Source organism: Mesorhizobium sp. B4-1-1 (genome assembly GCF_006439375.1).
Lineage (GTDB): Bacteria > Pseudomonadota > Alphaproteobacteria > Rhizobiales > Rhizobiaceae > Mesorhizobium.
Map to the genome: position 1 here is coordinate 18065 of NZ_VFTH01000020.1, position 20385 is coordinate 38449.

The 20385-nt window shown below is 63.4% G+C and carries 25 protein-coding genes and 2 tRNA genes; 17 read left to right on the plus strand and 10 right to left on the minus strand.

Features of this window, described 5'->3' with window-relative positions; translation table 11 throughout:
• The 5 genes from FJW10_RS30540 to FJW10_RS23855 are packed head-to-tail and all read left to right on the plus strand — an operon-like array spanning position 1 to position 3415.
• Positions 1-498 (plus strand): TadE/TadG family type IV pilus assembly protein, encoded by a 498-nt coding sequence (locus FJW10_RS30540; RefSeq protein WP_181177645.1) that lies wholly within the window; start codon positions 1-3, stop codon positions 496-498.
• Positions 492-1142, plus strand: a complete 651-nt coding sequence (locus FJW10_RS23840; RefSeq protein ID WP_140901882.1) for a TadE/TadG family type IV pilus assembly protein — start codon at positions 492-494, stop codon at positions 1140-1142. The genes FJW10_RS30540 and FJW10_RS23840 overlap by 7 nt, the downstream gene beginning before the upstream one ends.
• Positions 1139-2302, plus strand: coding sequence for an AAA family ATPase (locus FJW10_RS23845; RefSeq protein ID WP_140860265.1), 1164 nt, complete (start codon positions 1139-1141; stop codon positions 2300-2302). Before FJW10_RS23840 ends, FJW10_RS23845 begins: the two co-directional genes overlap by 4 nt.
• Complete coding sequence (locus FJW10_RS23850; RefSeq protein ID WP_140901883.1) at positions 2289-2858, plus strand: L,D-transpeptidase; 570 nt, start codon at positions 2289-2291, stop codon at positions 2856-2858. Before FJW10_RS23845 ends, FJW10_RS23850 begins: the two co-directional genes overlap by 14 nt.
• Positions 2855-3415 (plus strand): hypothetical protein, encoded by a 561-nt coding sequence (locus FJW10_RS23855; RefSeq protein WP_140901884.1) that lies wholly within the window; start codon positions 2855-2857, stop codon positions 3413-3415. Before FJW10_RS23850 ends, FJW10_RS23855 begins: the two co-directional genes overlap by 4 nt.
• A gap of 5 nt (positions 3416-3420) precedes the next feature.
• Here FJW10_RS23855 and FJW10_RS23860 read toward each other — a convergent pair whose 3' ends face one another.
• On the minus strand, positions 3421-3954 hold the full coding sequence (locus tag FJW10_RS23860; RefSeq protein ID WP_140901885.1) for a hypothetical protein: 534 nt from the start codon (positions 3952-3954) through the stop codon (positions 3421-3423).
• A 205-nt stretch (positions 3955-4159) separates the two neighbouring features.
• Between FJW10_RS23860 and FJW10_RS23865 the strand changes: the two genes are divergently transcribed.
• On the plus strand, positions 4160-4861 hold the full coding sequence (locus tag FJW10_RS23865; RefSeq protein WP_246674358.1) for a thermonuclease family protein: 702 nt from the start codon (positions 4160-4162) through the stop codon (positions 4859-4861).
• Between the two features lie 255 nt (positions 4862-5116).
• Positions 5117-5863, plus strand: a complete 747-nt coding sequence (locus tag FJW10_RS23870) for a GGDEF domain-containing protein (RefSeq protein ID WP_246674359.1) — start codon at positions 5117-5119, stop codon at positions 5861-5863.
• Between the two features lie 46 nt (positions 5864-5909).
• On the opposite strand, the gene FJW10_RS23875 is transcribed toward FJW10_RS23870, so the two are convergent.
• Positions 5910-5984, minus strand: a tRNA-Thr gene (locus tag FJW10_RS23875).
• 222 nt (positions 5985-6206) lie between these two features.
• On the opposite strand from FJW10_RS23875, the gene FJW10_RS23880 reads away from it, so the two are divergent.
• The 10 genes from FJW10_RS23880 to FJW10_RS23925 all read left to right on the plus strand — a co-directional run bounded on the left by FJW10_RS23880 (position 6207) and on the right by FJW10_RS23925 (position 12382).
• The gene (locus tag FJW10_RS23880; RefSeq protein ID WP_140901886.1) at positions 6207-6407 is read left to right on the plus strand and encodes a hypothetical protein; all 201 of its coding nucleotides are present in this window, start codon (positions 6207-6209) and stop codon (positions 6405-6407) included.
• Positions 6408-6546: 139 nt separating this feature from the next.
• Entirely contained in the window at positions 6547-7839 is a 1293-nt protein-coding gene (gene murA, locus FJW10_RS23885; protein ID WP_140835593.1) for a UDP-N-acetylglucosamine 1-carboxyvinyltransferase, read from the plus strand.
• A gap of 92 nt (positions 7840-7931) precedes the next feature.
• Positions 7932-8366 carry a DUF2948 family protein gene (locus tag FJW10_RS23890; protein ID WP_140901887.1) on the plus strand — a complete coding sequence of 145 codons (435 nt, stop codon included), beginning with the start codon at positions 7932-7934 and terminating at the stop codon, positions 8364-8366.
• A 7-nt stretch (positions 8367-8373) separates the two neighbouring features.
• Positions 8374-9666, plus strand: a complete 1293-nt coding sequence (hisD, locus tag FJW10_RS23895) for a histidinol dehydrogenase (protein ID WP_140901888.1) — start codon at positions 8374-8376, stop codon at positions 9664-9666.
• Positions 9667-9668: 2 nt separating this feature from the next.
• Positions 9669-10154 carry a UPF0262 family protein gene (locus FJW10_RS23900; RefSeq protein ID WP_140648026.1) on the plus strand — a complete coding sequence of 162 codons (486 nt, stop codon included), beginning with the start codon at positions 9669-9671 and terminating at the stop codon, positions 10152-10154.
• 157 nt (positions 10155-10311) lie between these two features.
• Positions 10312-10761, plus strand: a complete 450-nt coding sequence (locus tag FJW10_RS23905; RefSeq protein WP_140901889.1) for a low molecular weight phosphatase family protein — start codon at positions 10312-10314, stop codon at positions 10759-10761.
• A 190-nt stretch (positions 10762-10951) separates the two neighbouring features.
• Positions 10952-11170, plus strand: a complete 219-nt coding sequence (gene infA, locus FJW10_RS23910) for a translation initiation factor IF-1 (protein ID WP_006200926.1) — start codon at positions 10952-10954, stop codon at positions 11168-11170.
• 127 nt (positions 11171-11297) lie between these two features.
• Complete coding sequence (locus FJW10_RS23915; RefSeq protein ID WP_140679459.1) at positions 11298-11924, plus strand: Maf-like protein; 627 nt, start codon at positions 11298-11300, stop codon at positions 11922-11924.
• A complete protein-coding gene (gene yacG / locus FJW10_RS23920; protein WP_140659616.1) occupies positions 11921-12142 on the plus strand; it encodes a DNA gyrase inhibitor YacG in 222 nt (73 codons plus the stop codon). The genes FJW10_RS23915 and yacG overlap by 4 nt, the downstream gene beginning before the upstream one ends.
• 164 nt (positions 12143-12306) lie before the next feature.
• Positions 12307-12382, plus strand: a tRNA-Phe gene (locus FJW10_RS23925).
• A 97-nt stretch (positions 12383-12479) separates the two neighbouring features.
• On the opposite strand, the gene FJW10_RS23930 is transcribed toward FJW10_RS23925, so the two are convergent.
• From FJW10_RS23930 to FJW10_RS23975, 8 genes are all read right to left on the minus strand, one after another.
• Positions 12480-13340, minus strand: coding sequence for an SDR family NAD(P)-dependent oxidoreductase (locus FJW10_RS23930; RefSeq protein ID WP_140901890.1), 861 nt, complete (start codon positions 13338-13340; stop codon positions 12480-12482).
• A 516-nt stretch (positions 13341-13856) separates the two neighbouring features.
• Positions 13857-14186: an ATP-binding protein gene (locus FJW10_RS23940; protein WP_281405141.1), complete on the minus strand. Its 330-nt coding sequence runs from the start codon at positions 14184-14186 to the stop codon at positions 13857-13859.
• Between the two features lie 102 nt (positions 14187-14288).
• Positions 14289-15032 carry a HAMP domain-containing sensor histidine kinase gene (locus FJW10_RS30870; protein WP_246674360.1) on the minus strand — a complete coding sequence of 248 codons (744 nt, stop codon included), beginning with the start codon at positions 15030-15032 and terminating at the stop codon, positions 14289-14291.
• A 37-nt stretch (positions 15033-15069) separates the two neighbouring features.
• The gene (locus tag FJW10_RS23955; RefSeq protein ID WP_140901893.1) at positions 15070-15837 is read right to left on the minus strand and encodes an SDR family NAD(P)-dependent oxidoreductase; all 768 of its coding nucleotides are present in this window, start codon (positions 15835-15837) and stop codon (positions 15070-15072) included.
• Positions 15834-16799, minus strand: coding sequence for a sugar kinase (locus tag FJW10_RS23960; protein ID WP_140901894.1), 966 nt, complete (start codon positions 16797-16799; stop codon positions 15834-15836). Before FJW10_RS23960 ends, FJW10_RS23955 begins: the two co-directional genes overlap by 4 nt.
• A 21-nt stretch (positions 16800-16820) precedes the next feature.
• Positions 16821-17807, minus strand: a complete 987-nt coding sequence (locus FJW10_RS23965; protein ID WP_140901895.1) for an ABC transporter permease — start codon at positions 17805-17807, stop codon at positions 16821-16823.
• Positions 17804-18835, minus strand: coding sequence for an ABC transporter permease (locus tag FJW10_RS23970; protein ID WP_140901896.1), 1032 nt, complete (start codon positions 18833-18835; stop codon positions 17804-17806). Before FJW10_RS23970 ends, FJW10_RS23965 begins: the two co-directional genes overlap by 4 nt.
• A complete protein-coding gene (locus FJW10_RS23975; protein WP_181177647.1) occupies positions 18832-20358 on the minus strand; it encodes a sugar ABC transporter ATP-binding protein in 1527 nt (508 codons plus the stop codon). Before FJW10_RS23975 ends, FJW10_RS23970 begins: the two co-directional genes overlap by 4 nt.
• Between the last annotated feature and the right edge of the window lie 27 nt (positions 20359-20385).

Here is a 20385-nt window from a genome sequence, read left to right on the forward strand (position 1 = left end):
ATGCTGACCGCGCTCAGACAAATCCTCCACCGGTTCAAGCGCGACGACGGCGGGGCTGTCCTGGTGGAGATGACCCTTGTGACGCCTTTCGTGTTGCTATTGTCAGCCGGCGTCTTCGAATTCGGGAACATCCTGAACACACGCATGCTTCTCGACGCCGGCGTCAGGGACGCGGCTCGCTATATGGCGCGATGCAGCAGCGATTGGAACACTTGCTCCGGGTATGCAACAAATCTTGCCGTGAATGGAGCCATAACCGGCGGCAGTGCAAGAGTTCCAGGGTGGACCATCGGACAGGTCACAATCACCAAGGCATTGTCCATTCCGGCGATGGATCCCGCTACAGGCACTGAGCTCTATCTCAGTCCCACCAGCAACGTCGAAGTCGTGCAGGTCAGCACGACATTTCCGTACGCAAATCTCGGGCTGTGGTCCTATCTCGGCTTCGGTCAACTCAATCTGACCGTATTCCATCAGGAGCGCATCTTCGGATGGTGATACCGCGGCGCAAGTTCTGGGCGGCGGAGTCCGGTGCCGCAATGGTCGAAGCAGCGATAGTCATGCCGCTGCTGCTGACCCTCCTGCTCGGCTTCGTAGACTTCGGCTACGCCTTCTACCAATGGAATGCGGCCGACAAGGCAGTGCAAGCCGGAGCGAGGCTGGCGCAGATTTCCAGTCCCGTTGCCAGCGGGCTTTTGCTCGAGGCAAGAACGCCCAGCAACTCGCTGGATGTAGGTAAGGCAGTTCCCGCGAACGCGCTTGATTCCACCACGTACAATTACATTTGCAACGCGGATGGCGCGGGAACTGTAACCTGTCGATGCGGCGCGAATGCCACTTGTAAGGATACGACTGCAGATCCAGACGCCTTCAACTTCATTTTTAGCGGTGGGGGCGGACGGGCCGGGATGCAGACATTCCTGCCAATGCTCGAGAAATCCGAGGTGCAAATCCAGTATCAGGCATCCGGCCTTGGTTACTGGACCCGGCCCAACGGCGCCGTTCCGACCATCACGGTCAGCATCGTCGGCCATCAATTCCAATTCTTCTTCCTGGCCGGGTTGCTCGGGTTCAACAACATCACCATGCCCTCGATGCTGAGCACGGTCACGGGCGAAGACATCAAGAGTACGTTCCCATGAACGCCATCGACACCAGAGTCCTCCCCACAAAACGCAAGCAGGTGGCGCTGTTTTCCGCCGATGCTAATTTCAAGCGCGACGTCACCACGCGGCTCGATGCGCTGGCGATTTACGACGTCAAGGTCTCGGACGCGGCGGAGTTCCTCAAAGGGCCGCCTGTCGACAGCCGGCCCGGCATCATCATCCTCGATCTCGGCAATGGCGAGCTGCTCGGCAATGCGGCGATCGTCGAGGCGCGCGCGGCCTGGGCCTCGGTGCCGCTGATCGCGATCTCCGACGAGCTCACCTCCGAGCAGACGCGGGTCCTGGTGCGCATGAACGCGTCGGACTGGCTGCACAAGCCGCTCGACGCCAAGGAGCTGCTCAACGCCGTCACCTTCCACGACACCGGCAGCCAGGGCACCAAGAGCCGCATCATCACCTTCATCGCCGCCAGCGGCGGCGCCGGCGCCACCACGCTGGCGATCTCGGCGGCCGAGCACCTTGCCTCGAAATCGGCCGAGCGCGCGGCTTCGACCTGCCTCGTCGACCTCGACTTCCAGAGCGCCAATTGCGGCGCCTATCTCAACCAGTTCAACCAGTTCGATCTCTCCGGCATCATCGGCCAGCCGGACCGGCTCGACGTCGAGCTGATGGACGTCATCAAGCTGTCGCGGCCGTCCGGCCTCACGCTCTACTCCTTCGAACGGCCGCAGCTGCCGTTCGAGCCGCACGGTTCCGACTTCGTCTTCAGGCTGCTCGACCTCGTCGCCTACCGCTTCGACGACATCGTCATCGACCTGCCCAATATCGAGACGCCGTGGCACGATTCGGTGTTGCGCACGAGCGACGAGATATTCATCGTCTTCGAGCTCAACGTCGCCTCGCTGCGGCAAGGCAAGCGGCTCTACAAGAAGATCCGCGAATTGCGCGGCAACAAGGTCAGCATCACGCTGGTCGCCAACAAGCACAAGCGCAAATGGTTCGGCAACCACTTCTCGCGCAGCGAGCTGGAGAAGATCTTCAAGGCGCCGCACATCAAGTCGCTGGCGCTGGACAACGCGCTTCTGGCCGACGCGCTGAACCGCGCCATCCTGCCTTCCGAGGTGGACGGGCGCGCGCGCTTCAACAAGGATTTGAAACGCATGTTCAAGGAACGGCTGGACAATGCCCAGCGCTAGCCGCTTCACTGCCGCGCACCTAGCCGGTGCCTTTGTGGCCGGCCTGGTGCTGGTGTCGGCTTGCGGTTTGGCGCAGGCCGGATCGCCGCCGCTGCCGGCCATGGGCCCCAGCCTGCGCAAGGCGGTCGCCTTTGAGACCGGCGAGCAGCCCGGCACGATCGTCATCCGCAGACAAGAGAAGGCGCTCTACCTGGTGACGGGCCAAGGCCAGGCGCTGCGCTACCAGATCAGCGTCGGCCGCGACGGCTTCGGCTGGACCGGAACGGTGAAGGTTGCGTCCAAGACCGAATGGCCGCAATGGCGTCCGCCCAAGGAAATGCGCGCGCGCCAGCCGGAACTGCCGGCGATGGTGCCGGCCGGTCCCTACAATCCGCTCGGCGCCCGGGCGCTTTATCTGTCGCGCGACGGGCGCGACACGCTCTATCGCATCCATGGCACCAACGATCCCAAGGGCGTCGGTTTCGACGGCACGTCCGGATGCTTCCGGCTGACGAACACCGATGTGATCGATCTATTCAAGCGCGTCGCGGTGGGCGCAAAGGTGGTGGTTGAATGACGATGATCAGCGAGCCGGACGCTCCGGCAATCGAACTCAGTCACCGGGAAGCGGCTCCGGGAAAGCCCAGCCGGGCCAAGATGATCGGTGTCCTCGCGGTGGGCGCCGCGCTCGTCACCGTCGTCAACGTGACGGCCGCCGTTTATCTCTATCGCGGCGTCAGCGACCTCAAGACGATGGAGGCGCGGCTGGAACAGCTTGGTCAGTTCGAGCAGCGGATCGGCGCCCGCATCGACACCGTCAACAACGGTTTCCAGAGCCGGTTCGAGACGCTGGACCGTCAGTTGCAGGCGAATTTCGGCCAGATCAACGGCAATATCGCCAAGCTGGAGCAAGGCCAGCCCGTCGCCGCCAGCGAGCCGGCGCCTGGCGCGCCGGAGCCGGCCCTATTCGACAACACCACGGTGGCGGATGCTTCCGCGGCCGACGAAAGCGGAGGCGATGCCGCCGACGCACGGCCCTCGTTCAAAAGGAAGGTCGCGCCTCCGGGGCCTAACCCGTCCTACCAGCGCATCCAGCAGCCCGACGGCAAGGTCTATTACAAGAAGATCAACTGAGCAGGTTACAGATCGCGCTGCAGCGCAAGCATACGGACCGAGCGTGCTTCGGCGCGCTGTCTCGCCTCGCGCAGGAAAGCGACGTGACAATAGGCGCAGGCCGCGAGACCGAGGCACAGCACCAGGCAATTCTGGACGCTGAAATCGAGCATAAGCGAAAAGCGCCAGCCGTTCGGTACGGTGAAGGCGGCAATGGTGCTTGCCGTCTCGGCATGGCTGCTGAGCGCCATCATCTTGCCCGCAAAGAGCAGCGCGGCATGATTGGCGAGGAAGAAGCCGGCGGACCTTTTTGCCTGGCAAATCATCCAGCAGGCGCCCGCCGCAAAGACGATGATGGCAGCATCGAGCGCCATCGACCCGCCAAGATAGAGATTTATCTGCTGCCAGAACATGGTCGAGAACGGGCGCAGCTCCAGCCAGGCATGCCACACAGCGGGGCTGGCCGGATAGAAGCCGAGAAGCATTGCTGCCGCTCGCTCCGCCGCCAGCAGAAGCAGCATCAGGGCCGGAAAGGCAAAAAGCAGTATCGGCTTGCGCATCGTGTCATCCCCTCGACATCCGATCACCGATTCTAGGCCGCATTGGTTGCGCGACACTTAACGCAACGCCTTGCTTTTCAAGGATTGTAGCTCGTGTCTAATGTATGATCCGGTTCAACGGGGGTGGCGCCGTGTCGACACGAGCTAACGGGTTGGGCTTGGGCGGCATCATCGACAGCCGCCGCGACCCCGCGGGGTTTCGCGCGTGAGCCAGGCGAATCCGCCCGGCCGCCCGTTGCTGGCGTCCGCGCTCGGCGGTCTCGGGCTGCTCGCAGGCATGGCCCTGATCGCCGAGGGCGGGCGCCGGCTGCCGCCCGCTTCGATCGCATCGGCTCAGGGCGCCGGTGACCTGAAGCCGGCCTCCCATGCCCCGATCCATGACGCGCCAGGCCAGCCGGCGCGCAAGATCGCCGAAGATCTCATTGCGCCGCCGCCGCTCGACCCATCGCGGATCGAACGCATCGAACCGCGTCCTCCGCTTGGCGAACTCGGGCTTGCGCTGCGACCAAAGACGCCGATGCCGCGGGATTGGCGCGAGACCCTGCTTTTCGGTCCGGTTGCGATCTCCTCGGCGGTCTTCGAAGCCATGGGACGCACGGTCGCCATCAGCGGGACGGTCGACATAGATCCGCACAGGACCTGCACATTCGACGACACCGCCTGGCCCTGCGGTGAGCGGGCGCGGGCCGTCTTCAACGCCTGGCTGCGCGGCCGGGCGCTCAAATGCCTGCTGCCGCCAGACGCCGACCGTTTCGCCATCGCGGCGCCGTGCGCACTTGGCAAGCAGGATGTCGGCGCCTGGCTGGTTTCAAACGGCTGGGCGATGGCCGCGCCGACCGGCATTTACGGCAAGGCGGAGGTGGTGGCGAGAAACGCCCGGATGGGCATTTTCGGCCCACCGCAATAACGCGACAGCGGGAAGTCAGTGGCCAGTTCTCCTCGCGGACTTGCGTGAAAGCAGAATGGTCAGAGCGGTTCAGCAATTCTAAAAACCTGGGCCGACGACCGGGCCGGTCATCAGCCGCGGGCCGCAGCCGCTGGCGCGCCGGATTCAGCGCTTGCCCATGGAGAAGATGCCGATTTGCATCAAATTGTACGCTTTCCTCACACCGAAATCGTAACCGGACTCCTGTAAACGATGCGTCGAACAGGAGATTGGCACTTGACCACGAAAACACCGACCGCGCCGGTTCAAACGTGGAAGCACCTCATCTTGCTGGCCGTGCTTGGCACTGCCGCCTGCGTCGCGCTTTCGCTCGGGTTGAACTACCTGCTGCTTTTCAGCGACAGCCTCACACCATTCGGCCGCGGGGCCGTTACGGCAATCGTCGTGCCGATCGTCATCGGTCTGCCGTTGTTTGCCCTCACCGGCTGGCAACAGATCGAGATGCGCCGCTACCGGCAGGAACTCACCAGGTCCGGCACCTATGACCAGTTGACCGGCTGCCTGAACGGCAAGGTGTTCACCTCGATGGTCGACAGGAGGGCGGCGAGACCGGTGGGCCCGCGCTCGGGCGCCTTTCTGGTCATCCATCCGCAACATCTGACGTCGATCAACCTGCGCTTCGGTCTCGAATGGGGCGACGAGGCCTTGCGGCTGATTGCATCGGCCATCCGAGCCGCGGTGCGCAAGGACGATCTGATCGGCCGGATCGGAACCTCGATGTTCGGCGTCTTCCTGCCGGGCGCGAGCGAAGAGGACGCCAAGGACGTGGGCGAGCGCATTCGCGGCACGGTCGGCGAGATCTATTTCGCGCCGAAAGGCGACAAGGACGTGCTTGCGATCAGTGTCGGCGGGGTCATTTTCGAGCGTGAGCTGGATTTCGAGGACATGTTCCGCTTCGCGGAGGAAGGCATGGCCGAGGCCTCGGACGAAGCCGGCCTGCGGTTGTCGCACGTCACCAACTGAGCCGGCGCAATCGCCCGACAGGCTCACTTCGATGTTCTGGAAAATCTGGTGCTGCGAGAGAGGATTGAACTCTCGACCTCTCCCTTACCAAGGGAGTGCTCTACCACTGAGCTACCGCAGCCTGCGATGGCGGCTTCTGCCATATCGAACCGGTAAGCGCAAGGCCAAGAAAAACCCAAAGCGTCGCATATAATTCCCGCCAGCAATTATGCGGTTTGGGGCAGCATGCACGGCTGATCCATGGCGTGAAACCGGCTCTCGGGCCGCTTCCATGACATGGGCGCATTAAAATGCTAGCCATTGCGGAATCGCCGCCGGCTGACCACCGGCCAGGGATCAGACGATGAACGACAAGGCAAATCCACCGAAAAAGGGCGACGGCGAGCGCAAGGACCGGCTGGCCGAGGCGCTGCGCGCCAATCTGCAGAAGCGCAAGGCGCAGACGCGATCACGACGCGCCAGCGACGCTGACAAGCAGCGCGCCCGCGACGCGGATCTAAGGTCCGAAGGATTGCCGGCTGCTGGAAAAATGCACAAGGGCTGACCAAATCAGCCATACTGGCCGGTCACAGTTGGTCCGGTTTCAAGAAAATCCTATTTCTTGAACCAAGCCGGCCAATGGTCTAAGCCGGGCGCATCAACCGATTGAAACCGGCCTGTTCTGGCCGAGGGGACGTTTTCTCATGGATCGCATCAGAATTGTCGGCGGCAACGAGCTGGCCGGCACCATTCCGATCTCGGGCGCCAAGAATGCGGCATTGCCGCTGATGATCGCCTCGCTGCTCACCGACGATACGCTGACGCTCGAAAACGTGCCGCATCTGGCCGATGTCGAGCAGTTGATCCGCATCCTCGGCAATCACGGCGTCGACTACTCGGTCAACGGCCGGCGCGAAAAGCAGCAGGAAGGCTATTCGCGCACGATCAATTTTTCGGCCCGCAACATCGTCGACACCACCGCGCCTTATGAACTTGTTTCGAAGATGCGCGCTTCCTTCTGGGTGATCGGACCGTTGCTTGCCCGCATGGGCGAGGCCAAGGTGTCGCTGCCCGGCGGCTGCGCCATCGGCACGCGCCCGGTCGACCTGTTCCTCGAGGGGCTGCAGGTTCTCGGCGCGGAGCTCGACGTCGACAATGGCTATGTCATGGCCAAGACCAGGAACGGCCGCCTGATCGGCAATCGCTACGTGTTTCCCAAGGTGTCGGTCGGCGCTACCCATGTGCTGGTGATGGCGGCCTCGCTCGCCAAGGGCGAGACGGTGCTGGAGAACGCCGCCTGCGAGCCGGAAATCGTCAATCTCGCCGAATGCCTGATCGCCATGGGCGCCAAGATCCACGGCGCCGGCACCTCGACCATCACCATCCACGGCGTCGAAGCGCTGTCGGGCGCCCGCGTGCGCGTCATCCCCGACCGCATCGAGACCGGCACCTACGCCATGGCCGTCGCCATGACCGGCGGCGACGTGATGCTCGCCGGCGCCCGTCCAGACCTGTTGCAGACCGCGCTCGATGTTCTTGTCGAGACCGGCGCGGAGATCACGCCGACCAATGAGGGAATCCGCGTCAAGCGCAACGGCGCCGGCATTGCGCCGGTCGACGTCACGACCGCCCCCTTCCCCGCCTTCCCGACCGACCTGCAGGCGCAGTTCATGGGCCTGATGACGATGGCCAAGGGCAAGTCGCGCATCACCGAGACGATTTTCGAGAACCGCTTCATGCATGTGCAGGAGCTCGCCCGGTTGGGCGCCCACATCACGCTTTCCGGCCAGACGGCGATCGTCGACGGTGTCGCCAAGCTCAAGGGCGCGCCCGTGATGGCGACCGACCTGCGCGCCTCGGTGTCGCTGGTGATCGCCGGCCTTGCCGCCGAGGGCGAGACCACGGTCAATCGCGTCTACCACCTCGACCGCGGCTTCGAGCGGCTGGAAGAGAAGCTTTCCGGCTGCGGCGCGGTGATCGAGCGGATTTCGGGCTGACGCCTACCGGCATCTGCCTCGGGCGAGTTGCACCGGCGGGAAAGACCGCATAACAGAGGGCTGAATTATCAACCTCCAGGTGCGCATTCGGCATGGCAGCTCTCAAGCTCATCGCGCTCGACGAACAGGATCTGAGCATCGTTTCGGCGCATGTCCAGGACGCCGTCATGAAGGTCTCCGACCTTGAATATCTGCCGGCGGCCAAGCGCTTCGTGCTGACCATGAACCGCTTCGTCTGGGAAGCGAAATCCGGCCTGTTCCGCCAGCACAATGAACGGCGCCAGAGCGTTCTGCATTTCGATCGCGTACTCGGCGCCAAGACCAGCGGCATTGCGCGCGACAAGCCGGCCGAGGTGCTGTCGCTGCTGGCGATCAGCTTCATCGCCATCAGCAAGCCGGCCGGCATCGTCGAACTGGTGTTTGCGGGCGGCGGCACCATCATGCTCGACGTCGAATGCGTCGAGGCACGGCTTGCCGATGTCGGCGGCTCCTGGGAAGCCACCTCGCGACCCGTGCACAGAGGCTAAAAGCGCAATGGCGATTACGCTCCGACAGCAGGACGCCGATTTCGAGCAACGCTTTTCGGCCTTCCTCACCACCAAGCGCGAGGTGTCCGCCGACGTCGAGGCCGTGGTGCGCGGCATCATCGAGCGCGTGCGCGCCGAAGGCGACAAGGCGTTGATAGACTACACGCTGAAGTTCGACAAAGCCGATCTCAACGCGCTCGGCATCGCCGTCTCGAAGGACGACATCGCCAAGGCCTATGAGGCGGCCGATCCGGCGACCGTCGAGGCGCTCAAATTCGCGCGTGAGCGTGTCCGTTCGCATCACGAGCGGCAGAAGCCCAAGGACGACCGCTATACGGATGCCGCCGGCGTCGAGCTCGGCTCGCGCTGGACGGCTATCGAAGCTGTCGGCCTTTACGTGCCGGGCGGCACGGCGAGCTATCCGAGCTCGGTGCTGATGAACGCGGTGCCGGCCAAGGTCGCCGGCGTCGAGCGCATCGTCATCGTCGTGCCGGCCTCGGGCGGCGTCATCAATCCGCTGGTGCTGGTGGCCGCCGACCTTGCCGGCGTTTCCGAGATCTACCGCGTCGGCGGCGCGCAGGCCGTTGCGGCCCTTGCCCACGGCACCGAAACGATCAGGCCGGTGGCCAAGATCGTCGGTCCGGGCAATGCCTATGTCGCGGCAGCCAAGCGCCAAGTGTTCGGCACCGTCGGCATCGACATGATCGCCGGGCCGTCGGAAGTGCTGGTGGTGGCCGACGCCGACAACGATCCGGACTGGATCGCGGCCGACCTTCTGGCGCAGGCCGAGCACGACATATCGGCGCAGTCGATCCTGATCACGGACAACGCCGAATTCGGCAAGGCGGTGGAGCAGGCGGTCGAACGCCAGCTCAAGGTGCTGCCGCGCGCCGAGACAGCGGCCGCGAGCTGGCGCGATTTCGGCGCGGTGATCCTGGTACCGACGCTGGAAGCCTCGCTGCCGCTGGTCGACAGGATCGCGGCCGAGCATGTCGAGCTCGCTTTCAACGATGCCGAGGGTTTCTTTTCCAGGCTGCGCAACGCGGGCGCCGTGTTCATCGGCCGCCATACGCCGGAGGTCATCGGCGACTATGTCGGCGGCTCCAACCACGTTTTGCCGACGGCACGCTCGGCCCGTTTCTCGTCGGGTCTGTCCGTGCTCGATTTCGTCAAGCGCACCTCGATCCTGAAGCTCGGGCCGGATCAACTCAAGGCGCTGGCGCCCGCCGCGATCGCGCTTGCCAAGGCGGAAGGCCTCGATGCCCATGCCCGCTCCGCCGCGATCAGGTTGAACATGTAGCGATGTCCGGCCACGACCAAATCCGCGACAGGCTGATCGACGTCGAGCTCGACGAATCGATCGGACGTTCGACGCCTGACGTCGAGCACGAGCGGGCCGTGGCGATCTTCGACCTCATCGAGGAGAACAGGTTTCGGCCGATCAATGATGACGGCGCCGGTCCGTACAGGCTGAAGCTTTCGCTGGCCGAGTCACGCCTGGTCTTCGCCGTCAGCCGTGAAAACGGCGCCGAGGTGGTCACCCACATCCTGTCGCTGACGCCGCTGAGGCGCATCGTCAAGGATTACTACCTGATCTGCGAAAGCTATTACGAGGCCATCCGCTCCTCGACGCCGAGTCACATCGAGGCGATCGACATGGGCCGGCGTGGCCTGCACAATGAGGGCTCGCAGACGCTGATGGACCGGCTCGCCGGCAAGATCGAGATCGACTTCGACACGGCGCGCCGGCTGTTCACGCTGGTCTGCGTGCTGCACTGGCGAGGCTAGATCAGGATGATGTTTCGTTGAAACACCGTCCTGATCCAGCTCTTTGTCGGAGCATGATCTTTTCCGAAAACCGGTTCCCACTTTTCGGGATCATGCTCTTTTGTTGGAGCATGATCTTTTCCAAAAACCGGTTCCCACTTTTTGGGACCATCCTCTAGTGGCCGCCCTGTCTCACTCGATCCTGTTCCTGTGCGGCATGAACGCCGTGCGCTCGCCGATCGCGGAACAGTTGGCGCGCCGCATGCTTCCCGCCACCACCTTCGTCGCTTCCGCCGGCGTGCGCGCCGGCGAGCGCGATCCGTTCGTCGACGCGGTGCTTGCCGAAGAGGGCCTGTCGCTCGGCGAGCGCCAGCCCAGGACGCTGGAGGAGCTGGAAGACGACTATTTCGACCTGATCGTCACGCTGGCGCCGGAAGCGCATCATGCGGCCCTCGAGCTCACCCGATCGCTCGCCGTCGAGGTCGAATACTGGCCGATGCCCGACCCGACCGACACCGGCGGCACGCGCGAGCACATCATGGCCGCCTATCGCGACGTGCGCGAGCGGCTGAAAACCCGCATAAGTCGACGTTTTGCGGCACCGGGGGCTGAAAGCGCCCCGGATTAAGCTTGTTCACAAGCGGATGATTATCATATAGGTTCCGCGCAAATTCCGGTTGGAGTCGGATGATTTCAGGTCTGTTCGACCTGAAATCATCCGACTCCAGATCAAGAGCATGATGTCGTCCGAAAACCGCTTCACACTTTTCGGCATCACGCTCTAGGCGCCGGAACGCCCATCCAAGCAAAGGTATAGAATGCCGAAGGAAGAAGTCCTCGAGTTTCCAGGTGTGGTCACCGAACTGCTGCCCAATGCGATGTTCCGCGTGAAACTCGAAAACGAACACGAAATCATCGCCCACACGGCCGGCCGCATGCGCAAGAACCGCATCCGCGTGCTGACCGGCGACAAGGTCCTGGTCGAGATGACGCCTTACGACCTGACCAAGGGCCGCATCACCTACCGTTTCAAGTAACAGTCCGCGCGAAGCTAGAGCCGGATGATTTCAGGTCTGTTCGACCTGAAATCATCCGGCTCCAAATCAAAGAGTGGAGCATGATGTCGCCCGAAAACCGCTTCAAACTTTTCGGCATCATGCTCACATGAGCATCCTGCAGAAGCTCGTGCTTGCCTCGGGTTCGCCGCGCCGCATCGAATTGCTGCAGCAGGCCGGCATCGAGCCGGACCGGGTGCTGCCCGCCGATGTCGACGAGACGCCGCTGCGCGCCGAGCATCCACGCTCGCTGGCCAAGCGCCTTTGCAAGGACAAGGCCGAGAAGGCGCTGGCCTCGCTGAAGAGCGAGGAGGACTATGCACCCGCCTTCATCCTCGCCGCCGACACGGTGGTGGCGGTCGGGCGGCGCATCCTGCCCAAGGCCGAGACGATCGACGACGCCATCAACTGCCTCGGCCTGCTTTCCGGCCGCTCGCACCGAGTCTATTCCGGCATCTGCCTGATCACGCCCGGCGGCAAGCTGCGCCAGCGGCTGGTGGAGACCAGGGTGCGCTTCAAGCGGCTGCCGCGCGAGGAGATCGACGCCTATGTCGCCTCGGGCGAATGGCGCGGCAAGGCCGGCGGCTATGCCGTGCAGGGCCTGGCCGGCTCGTTCGTCGTCAAGCTGGTCGGCTCCTACACCAATGTGGTCGGCCTGCCGCTCTACGAGAGCGTGGCGCTGCTTTCGGGCGAGGGCTTCAAGGCGCACCAGAACTGGCACGCTTCGCGCTCATGAGTCCGGACGACAAGGTCACGCCGCTGAGGCCGAAGCGGCCCTGCCCCGAATGCGGCAAACCCTCGGCGCGCGAGCACTACCCGTTCTGCTCGGCGCGCTGCAAGGACATCGACCTCAATCGCTGGCTGAAGGGGGCCTATGTCATCCCCGTCCGCGACGGCGAAGAGGAAGAAGAGGACAGCCCGAAGCCGGGCCCGACGCCCAAGGACGAGCCGTGAGCGCAGCCGGCGACAGGCCGTTTCCCGGCGATTTTTCTTTCCTGACGAAATCAACACCTAGGCGCTGGACAGGCAGGATTCCCGTGCTATAACCCACGCGCTTTCAAGGGGCGCCGCCGGCGCCTTCGCGAAACCCGGCAGGCGCATTCCGTTAGCCGGCACAGGCCCAGATAGCTCAGTTGGTAGAGCAGCGGACTGAAAATCCGCGTGTCGGTGGTTCGAATCCGCCTCTGGGCACCATAAATTTCCAAGTGAAATCAGTCCGTTACGGAAACGCACGGGACCTAGTCAGACTTAAGTTCCTGGGCCTCTCCTCGCATGAAATGTTACCAGCAGTTCAGGCGGTAATGTTGGCGCTGTCGCCCCCCGTCACATCATATGTCGCTCCCGAAACCATGTAAGCGTTGTCGCTGGCGAGAAAGACCACCGCCGGAGCAACGGATTCGGGAGGAAGCCAAGGCACCCCAAGCGGCGATTTGGCGGTGAGCTTTTGCCTTGCTTCGGCTTCCAGCTTCTCCAACGGCTCGGCATTGGTCAGATCATCGATCGCTTGTGCATAGCGCTGGCGGTGGCGCGTGAGCGGCGTATCGATGAGACCCGGAATGACGGCGTTGACGGTGATCCCGTATTGACCGAGCTCCAAGGCCGCGGACTTCATCAGGCCGATGATGCCCCATTTCGAGGCCGAATAGGCCGCCCCATACTTCGTGCCGTGCTGGCCTTGGGTCGACGAGGTGACAATGATGCGACCGCCGCCATTCTTGACGAGATAGGGCGCGACCGCGCGGATTGCGTTGCAGGTGCCCGTCAGATTGACGTCGATCTGATCATGCCAGTCGGCGTCTTCCATCTCCAGGATAGGCTTGAAAGCCTGGATTCCCGCGTTGGCAAATAAGATGTCGATCTTGCCGAAGGTTTCGGCTGTCCACGCGGCGGCCTCGCGCAAAGCAGTGATGTCCCGCTGGTCGAGCTGGCGAGCGCCCCATCTGCCTCCCGCCGCCTCAACGAGCCGTCCAGTTTCATGCAAATCCGAGATTGTGGCGGGCTTCACCTCCAGCGTCTTGCTGATCGGGCCTGCGATATCGATGCCTACGACCGTCGCGCCCTCGCCTGCGAAAGCGATTGCCGTCGCCCTTCCAATGCCCCGCGCAGCTCCTGTGACGATGGCAACCTTGTTCTCCAGTCGCTTCGATGACATGGGCGGCCTGTTCCTTCTTGGTATATGGCCGATATCTTCCTATTTTGATGCCTTCTCGGCAAACTCAACGGTAGGCAGACATCGGTAAACGAACCCTCACCTGAGGAGACTGGCTCCCCACCTCCGGCAAGCAGGAAAGCTCCATAACCCAAGAGGAATTCGCCAAGAAACTCGTTGTCAGCCGAGCTTTGAAAGAAGCCGATCCATCCAGGTCGGGACATTGAAGAAGATATGATTTGCGGGCGTCAAGACACGTCATCCAGTCTCCATTTGCCGACGTAATTCTTAGAGGAGCAAAGTTCGAGGCTAGAACTTGAACCCACCGATGGTCATGCCTCCGTCAACGATCAACATTTGCCCCGAGTAGATAGCTTGACGCACTTGAGTTCAACCAAACGGCGGCTTGTGCGATGTCACTTGGCTTGCCGCCTCGCTTGGCGGGATCGCGGGTCGTCTGCGCGACGAAGGACAATGAGCCCAGCGATCGGATCACATCGTTTATTGCGTTACAGTTAATCAAGACGAGATGACCTGGCTGCTCGGCAACCGGATCCTGGCGATCAGCCCCGTTGGCCGCCTGTTGATCAATTCGAGCGTCCCCTCATGCCCCTCAACAATCTCCTTCACGATGGAGAGCCCGAGCCCGACGTTCCCGAAGCGGTTCGATCGCGACGGGTCGAGACGGACGAAGGGCTCGATCACGCTCTGTAGCCGGTCTTTGGGAATACCCGGCCCATCGTCCATGACGTCGACGGTGACGACCTCGCCTCCCACCGATGCGGTGATCAGAACGGATGAGCCGAAGTGCATCCCGTTCTCCACAAGATTGGTCAGTGCCCGGGTGATCGCGTTGGGCCGGCGTTTCGTCCGAGCGCCTAATTTTCTTAGTGAAGCGGCAGCGTGATGGTAGCCACGAGGCCCCTTTCCCGCCGGTTGGCAAGAGTTACGTCACCGCCGTGACTCCTTGCCACCGCCCTGGCGCTGGCAAGGCCAAGGCCGGTGCCGCCGGTCGCCCGGTTGCGTGATGCTTCCAGACGGTAGAATGGTTCGAACACCTTCTCCAGTTCCGGCACTGGAATGCCCGGTCCATTGTCCGCCACTTCGATCAGGATCCGGTTGTCCAGGCGTCGCAATTGCACGCGCGCCATCGGCATAACGCACTGCATTCTCGACAAGGTTGACGAGCAGCGCTCTCAGCCCCGCAACGTCGGCGTTAACCGTCAGCTCGTCGCCAGGTAACACCGCAACGTCCGCGCCGCGATCCGCCATCTCGTCGACCACGCTTTCGACCAGTGTTCGCAACTCCAGACATTGTCTGCGACCTGGATTGCCGGCATCACGACCAAATGCAAGCGCGCCGCGAATGCGGCTGTTCATTTCCTTGATCTCCGCCTCAGCTGCCGATTTCATGTCGGAAGGGACGTTCTCCAGCAGCAGCGTCAGACGCATCAAGGGCGTGCGCAGATCGTGCGCGATCGCGGCGACCATAGTGGTGCGATCCTTGACATAAAGTTTGAGCCGCGCCTGCACATTGTTGAACGCGACCACCGCTGCGGCGATCTCCGGCGGCCCGTCGATATCGGCAAGCGGCGGCACGGTGGGATCACGCCCGAGGCGCTCCGTTGCTTCTGAGCTGTCATGATGACAAACAAGGAAGAGCCCGTAGGGGCTACGCTGCTGGTCGTTGATCACGACGTGGGGATACGTTCATTGCCAACTCAGCGAGCGGTCAGTGATAGTAAATGCCGCCGTCGACGTTGAGCGCCTGGCCGGTGACAAAGGCCGAGAGATCGGAGGCGAAGAACAGCGCCGGGCCTATGATATCCTCCGGCGCGCCGAGGCGCTTCAGCGCGGCGACGTCCTCCCAGTGGCGGATGGCGGCTTCGCTGCCCAGATTGTTCTTGCCCATTTCGGTCAGGATGATGCCGGGGCAGATCGCGTTGACGGTGACCCCGTCCATGCCGACTTCCTGCGCCAGCACCCTGGTCAGCGTGATCACCACCGCCTTGGTCGCTGCGTAATGGCCTTGCGTCGGCACGCCCTGTCGGCCGGCGATCGAGGCGATGTTGATCACCCTGCCCGATTTCCTGGCACGCATATGCGGCAGCACGGCCTGACACATCATCAACACGCCCTTGGCGTTGATGTCGAAATGCGCGTCCCAGTTTGCCTCGTCGAGATCCTGGAGCAGGCTGGGCTTGAGAATGCCGGCATTGTTGACCAGCACGTCGATGCTACCCGCAGCCTTGAGCAGCGCCTGCGCGGTCGCTTCGATATCCTTCTTCTTGCTGACGTCCATCGTGTAGACATAGGCCTTGCGGCCGGCCGCCTCGATCTCGCCCTTGGTGACGTCGAGCTCCGCCGCCTGCGAGGGCAGATCGGTGATGGCGACGTCGAAGCCCGCTTCGGCGAGCCCCTTGGCGAGCGCCCTGCCGATGCCGCGGCTGGCGCCGGTGACGAGAGCCGTCTTGCCCTTGGCCTCAGGAAGAATGGTCATGCTGCTTCCACCTTTGATGTCTTGACCGGGAGCGAATTCATCGCCGCGATCGTATCGTCGAATGAAACGAGTTTGCCGTCGGAGCCAAGCCCCATCGCCACCTTGGCGGCGACGGCGCTGGCAAAGCGCGCGGACTGCTTGAGGTTCCAGCCCTTGACGATGCCGACGATGATGCCGGCGGTGAAGGAATCGCCGCAGCCCGTGGTATCGAAGACCTCGACTTCGAAGGCCGGCAGATGAAAATCCTCGCCGTGCTCGGGCGAGACATAGACGCCGCCGGCGCCAAGCGTGATGATACAGTTCTTCACGCCTCTCGCCTTGAAGAAGGCGGCGACGCGGGCCGGATCGCGGTCATGCGCCATCTCGCCGGCCTCGTCGATGCTGGGCACGAAATAGTCGATATAGGGAAGGCACGGCTCGACCAGCTTCCAGGTCTCCGGCGTCGCCTGGATGAGGTCGAAAGTGGTGACGCGGCCCAACTCCTTGGCGCGCTTCAGCAGCCTGACGGTCGGCCCGCCGTCGAAACGTTTCAGCAGTCCGGTGCCGCCGACATGGACGACGCTCGCATCGAGCGCGGCGTCGAGATCGGCATCGGCGACATCGAACAAGGTGGCGGTGCCCGGCACGTGCAACGCGGGCCGCTCGCCGTTTGGCCGCACCGGCAGGATGGTGGAAGAAGTCTGGACGCTGCCGTCGCGGCGGACAAGGCTCGTCTCCAGCCCATATTTCTGAAGTTTGGCCAGGAACCAGTCGCCCATGTCGTCGGTGCCGAGCGTGGTGACAGCCCGGGTCTTCAGCCCGAGGATGGCGCAGTCCATCCCAGTCGCGCCGGCCGTGCCGGCGACAGTCATGCGGATCTCCTCGATATAGTCGGCGTGGCCGCCTTCGGGGATGCGCGAAACCGGCCGTCCCAGGATGTCGAGGACGTAGAAGCCGATCGAGCTGACGTCGAATTGTGGCATGGCTGACTTGACCTTTCGAACTCAATGGGCGGCGCGGCGCAGGCCGAAGCTCGCGGCCAGCACCAGGAAGACGAGCACGCCGATGCCGACCTGCTGCCAGTAGAAATTCCAGCCGACGAGCAGCAGCCCGTTCTTGACGATGGCGAGCAGCAACACGCCGAGCAGCGTGCCGATGACCGAGGGCTTGCGTTCGCGGCTGAGCGTCGTGCCTATGAAAGTGGCGCCGATCGCGTCGAGCAGGAAGGCATTGCCCGACAGCGGCACGTAGGACTTCACCGTCGCGGACAACAATATACCTGTGACGCCGGCAAGCAGCGCGCACAGCACATGCACCATCGACAATTCGCGCGGCACGCGGATGCCGGAATACCAGGCGACGCCGGGCTGGGCGCCCATGGCCTGGACATAGCGCCCGAAGACCGAGCGATGCAGCAGGAGATGGACCGCGACCGCCAGGACGATCAGCACGATGACCGGCGTCGGTATTCCGAACAAAGCGGTGCGGGCAATGGCGTTGAACTGGTCTGCTGCATAGCCGCTTGTGAGGTAGATGGGCTGGCCGCCGCTGGTGGCGAGCTGCTGCGTGCTCTGGCCGATGAAGAGCACGCCGAGCGTCGCCAGGAAGGGGCTGATGTTGAGCCTGGTGATGAGGATCGCATTCAGCACGCCGACGATCAGCGCGGCGCCGAGTCCGCCGGCGACGCCGACCACGCCGCTGTAGCCGGCGGCGAGAAGCATGACGAAGATCATACTCGCCATGTCGACGGACACGCCGACGGAGAGATCAATGCCGCCCGACGAGATGACGATGGTCAGCCCCAGCGCCACGATCGCCAGCATGACGACGTTGTTGACCAGCACGTTGAAAAGGTTGGCCGGCGTCAGGAAGGTCGGGCTCGCCACCGAAAAGAAGATGACGATGGCCGCGAAGGCAATGAGCACGCTGTATTTGGCGAGGAAGCCGGGCAGGCTCACCTTGGCGGAGTTGTCGTTGGCAGAGACGCTCATCGCGAACCCTCCGAACCGCGGGCAAAGGATGTGATGGCCACCACCAGCAGGATCAGCGCGCCCTGCACCCCGTTGACCCAGTAGCTGGAGACGTTGAGCAGTTGGAAACCGTTGGCCAGAAGGCCGATGAACAGAACGCTGAGCAGCGTGCCGCCCATGGTCGGCACGAAGCGGCGGGAAAAGACCGTGCCGAGCAGTGCCGCCGCCAGCACCGACAGAAGCAGCTCGCCGGAACCGGGTGTGCTGGCCGACAGGCGAGAGACGGTGAGGATGCTCGCCACAGCAGCACAGAAGCCGCTCAGCACATAGGTGAAGGACACGTAGAACGGCACGCTGAGACCGGCCGCGCGCGCCGCCTCGGGATGGCCGCCGACAGCGTAGAGCCTGAGCCCGAACGACGTGCCATGAACGACCGCGATCATGATCGCTGAGAAGACGATCAATGCCCAGGCAAGCGCGGAGATGCCGAGGAAGCTCCCCGAAACCAGCACGCCGAGCAGCGGGGAGGATGCGCCGACGACCGTGTTCTGGGTGAGCGTGAGTTCCATGCCGGCGGCGACATTGAGCACGGCAAGCGTCGCAAGCAGCGGCAGGATACCGAGCCCGACCACGGCAAGGGCGTTCAGCGCGCCGACCGCCATGCCGACGGCGATGGCAGCGAGCACCGAAAGGAAGTCGCCATAACCCATCGACAAAAGTGTCGCGTAGACGGCGGCGCAGAGCCCCATATTGGCGGCGATCGACAGGTCGATGCCGCCTTCGGTGACATCGGAGCCGCCGCCGATGATGACGGCCGTCATGCCATAGGCGAGCACGCCCAAGATCGCCGACTGCTCGATGACGTTGATCAGGTTGAAGGTCGAGGTGAAGCCCGGCGCGAAGATGACGAAATAGGCCATGATCGCAGCGAAGGCGGCGATCGCGCCAAGCCGCACGACCAGCGCGCCGAAGCGCCGGCCCGCGCTCTTTGCGGCGGCTTGTTTTTCGTCGGACACGCCGACTTCGGTGTGAAGAACAGTCGCGCTCATACGGTCGCTCCATCGGTGTTCGAGCGCGCACCGGACGAAGCCGCCAGCAGCGCGTCGCTGTTCATCGCAGGACCGGAGAAGCTGCCGGCAAGCCGACCGCGATAGACGACCAGAACGCGGTCACAGACGCCGACCAGCTCCAGCAGGTCGGAGGACAGAAGCAGGATCGCCGCTCCCTCGCCCGCCAGGCGGTTCAACAGATTGTAGATCTCGACCTTGGCGCCGACATCGACGGCGACCGTCGGTTCGTCCAGCACATAGACCCGCGACTGGCAGCTCAGCCATTTGGCCAAAGCCACCTTCTGCTGGTTGCCGCCGGAGAGCTCGCGCACCAGCGCGTCGCGATGCGGCGTCTTGATCGACAGTTCCTTGATCAGGCCGTCGACCGCCTTGTTCTCCAAGCCACGGCTGACCATGCCGCTTCGCGAATAGCGGCGCAGGCTGGCCAGCGAGATATTCTCGCGCACCGACAGTCCGAGCGCCACGCCATGCGCGCGGCGGTCTTCCGGCAGCATGGCGATGCCGTCGCGCACGGCCTTGACCGGCGTCGACAGCGCAAGCTCCCTGCCCTCGACCTTGACCTGGCCGCCATCGGCGGTCTTGAGGCCGAACAGGCACTGGACGATTTCCTTGGCGCCGGAGCCCAGCAGGCCGGTTAGGCCGACGATCTCGCCGGCGCGAACGTTGAAGCCGATATTCTCGAAACTGCCACCGAGGCGAAGGTTGGAAACCTCCAGCACCGGCGCGCCAAGCTCGACTGAGCGCTTCGGAAACATCTCGCCGACATCCCGGGCGATCATCATCGAGATGATCTCGTCGATCGGTGTCTGGCGCGGATCGACCGTGCCGACATCCGTGCCGTTACGCATCACGGTGACGCAGTCGCAGAGCTTCTCGATCTCCTGCATATAATGGGAGATGAAGACCACGGCGATGCCGTCGTCGCGCAACCGGCGCAGCACGTCGAACAGGCTATCGACCTCGCGTTTGACCAATGCCGCCGTCGGCTCGTCGAGCACCAGCACCGATGCCTTTTGCGCCAGCGCGCGGGTGATCTGGACGACCTTCTGCTGCGCGGTGGTCAGGTCTTTCACCAGCGTACCCGACGGCAGTTCCATGCCGAAGAAGCGCTTCAACAGGTCCGCAGCCTTGCGCTCCATGGCGCGGCGGCTGACGAACGGACCGAGGCCGATCTCGTGGCCGAGGAAGACAGCTTCGCCGACGGTCGCGGTTGGCACCAGGAGCCTGTCCTGGTGGATGAAATGCACGCCGAACTTTTCGACCGAAGCCGGCGTGAGCGAGGTGATGGCCTCGCCGTTGATGAGAATAGTGCCGCTGTCCGGCTTGATGATGCCGGCCAGCACCTTGATGATGGTCGACTTGCCGGCGCCGTTCTGGCCAACAAGGCCGAGGATCGAGCCGCGCGCGATCTCGAGGTTCGCGTTCTCCAGCGCGCGCACCGGACCGAACCGCTTCGATATGCCCGTCATCGACACAGCAATGTCACGCTTTGCTGGCTGCATGGCCGTCAACCTCGATTGAATTTGGCG

Excerpts from the sequence above, each read along its gene's own strand:
- FJW10_RS30540 (WP_181177645.1), top strand. The coding sequence starts at position 1 with ATGCTGACCGCGCTCAGACAAATCCTCCACCGGTTCAAGCGCGACGAC.
- FJW10_RS23840 (WP_140901882.1), top strand. The coding sequence starts at position 492 with ATGGTGATACCGCGGCGCAAGTTCTGGGCGGCGGAGTCCGGTGCCGCA.
- FJW10_RS23845 (WP_140860265.1), top strand. The coding sequence starts at position 1,139 with ATGAACGCCATCGACACCAGAGTCCTCCCCACAAAACGCAAGCAGGTG.
- FJW10_RS23850 (WP_140901883.1), top strand. The coding sequence starts at position 2,289 with ATGCCCAGCGCTAGCCGCTTCACTGCCGCGCACCTAGCCGGTGCCTTT.
- FJW10_RS23855 (WP_140901884.1), top strand. The coding sequence starts at position 2,855 with ATGACGATGATCAGCGAGCCGGACGCTCCGGCAATCGAACTCAGTCAC.
- FJW10_RS23860 (WP_140901885.1), bottom strand. The coding sequence starts at position 3,954 with ATGCGCAAGCCGATACTGCTTTTTGCCTTTCCGGCCCTGATGCTGCTT.
- FJW10_RS23880 (WP_140901886.1), top strand. The coding sequence starts at position 6,207 with ATGAACGACAAGGCAAATCCACCGAAAAAGGGCGACGGCGAGCGCAAG.
- murA (WP_140835593.1), top strand. The coding sequence starts at position 6,547 with ATGGATCGCATCAGAATTGTCGGCGGCAACGAGCTGGCCGGCACCATT.
- FJW10_RS23890 (WP_140901887.1), top strand. The coding sequence starts at position 7,932 with ATGGCAGCTCTCAAGCTCATCGCGCTCGACGAACAGGATCTGAGCATC.
- hisD (WP_140901888.1), top strand. The coding sequence starts at position 8,374 with ATGGCGATTACGCTCCGACAGCAGGACGCCGATTTCGAGCAACGCTTT.
- FJW10_RS23900 (WP_140648026.1), top strand. The coding sequence starts at position 9,669 with ATGTCCGGCCACGACCAAATCCGCGACAGGCTGATCGACGTCGAGCTC.
- infA (WP_006200926.1), top strand. The coding sequence starts at position 10,952 with ATGCCGAAGGAAGAAGTCCTCGAGTTTCCAGGTGTGGTCACCGAACTG.
- FJW10_RS23915 (WP_140679459.1), top strand. The coding sequence starts at position 11,298 with ATGAGCATCCTGCAGAAGCTCGTGCTTGCCTCGGGTTCGCCGCGCCGC.
- yacG (WP_140659616.1), top strand. The coding sequence starts at position 11,921 with ATGAGTCCGGACGACAAGGTCACGCCGCTGAGGCCGAAGCGGCCCTGC.
- FJW10_RS23930 (WP_140901890.1), bottom strand. The coding sequence starts at position 13,340 with ATGTCATCGAAGCGACTGGAGAACAAGGTTGCCATCGTCACAGGAGCT.
- FJW10_RS23955 (WP_140901893.1), bottom strand. The coding sequence starts at position 15,837 with ATGACCATTCTTCCTGAGGCCAAGGGCAAGACGGCTCTCGTCACCGGC.
- FJW10_RS23960 (WP_140901894.1), bottom strand. The coding sequence starts at position 16,799 with ATGCCACAATTCGACGTCAGCTCGATCGGCTTCTACGTCCTCGACATC.
- FJW10_RS23965 (WP_140901895.1), bottom strand. The coding sequence starts at position 17,807 with ATGAGCGTCTCTGCCAACGACAACTCCGCCAAGGTGAGCCTGCCCGGC.
- FJW10_RS23970 (WP_140901896.1), bottom strand. The coding sequence starts at position 18,835 with ATGAGCGCGACTGTTCTTCACACCGAAGTCGGCGTGTCCGACGAAAAA.
- FJW10_RS23975 (WP_181177647.1), bottom strand. The coding sequence starts at position 20,358 with ATGCAGCCAGCAAAGCGTGACATTGCTGTGTCGATGACGGGCATATCG.